This window comes from Vibrio sp. 970, from assembly GCF_033339075.1.
Genome location: NZ_JAWOTW010000101.1, coordinates 1 through 1,034, shown reverse-complemented (window position 1 = coordinate 1,034; position 1,034 = coordinate 1). Strand labels below are relative to the sequence as shown.

The window sequence follows — 1,034 nt, the reverse complement described above, 5'->3', positions numbered from 1 at the left end:
GACTGTCACCAATTTGTTTTTCCTCTTGTACAACATCTTTGCTATTCCTGATTAAATGATGCGAAGTACTGATTAATCCCCTAATGATTTTATAAAAATCATTAGGTTAAGGTAGATACACATCTTGTCATATGATCAAATGGTTTCGCCAAAAATCAATAATCAGACAACAAGACGTGCGAACTCGATATTTTACACGACTCTCTTTACCAATTCTGCCCTGAATTGCACTTAAAACGACTCAACAGTTTAACGCTGGCTTGCCACGCATTACTTGAATGTAAAACGCTCACTCTTACCGAACTTGGTCGTAACCTGCCAACGAAAGCCAGAACAAAACATAACATCAAACGAATCGACAGATTGTTAGGTAATCGTCACTTGCACAAAGAGCGACTCGCTGTATACCGTTGGCATGCCAGCTTTATCTGTTCAGGTAATTCGATGCCCATTGTTCTTGTTGACTGGTCTGATATTCGTGAGCAAAAACGGCTTATGGTATTGCGGGCTTCGGTGGCACTACATGGTCGTTCTATTACTCTTTATGAGAAAGCCTTTCCGCTTTCAGAGCAATGTTCAAAGAAGGCTCATGACCAATTTCTAGCCGACCTTGCAAGCATTCTACCGAGTAACACTACACCGCTCATTGTCAGTGATGCTGGCTTTAAAGTGCCATGGTATAAATCCGTTGAAAAGCTAGGTTGGTACTGGTTAAGTCGAGTCAGAGGGAAAGTGCAATATGCAGATTTAGGTGCGGAAAACTGGCAACCTATCAGCAACTTACATGGCACCTCTTCAAGTCGAACAAAAACTTTAGGCTATAAGAGGTTGACTAAGAGCAACCCAATCTCATGTCAAATTGCACTGTATAAATCACGTCCTAAAGGCCGAAAAAATCAGCGTTCGACACGGACTAATTGTCATCATCCGTCACCTAAAATCTACTCCGCTTCGACAAAAGAACCATGGGTTTTAGCGACTAACTTGCCCGTTGAAATCCGAACACCAAAGCAACTTGTTAGGCTCTACTCGAA

Annotated in this window: 1 protein-coding gene; it reads left to right on the top strand. The window is 41.9% G+C overall.

All coding sequences use genetic code 11. The annotated features are described in order from the left end of the window. Positions 1-189: 189 nt before the first annotated feature. On the top strand, positions 190-1,034 hold an 845-nt coding region (locus R7Q11_RS24990), incomplete at its 3' end, for an IS4 family transposase (protein WP_225466857.1).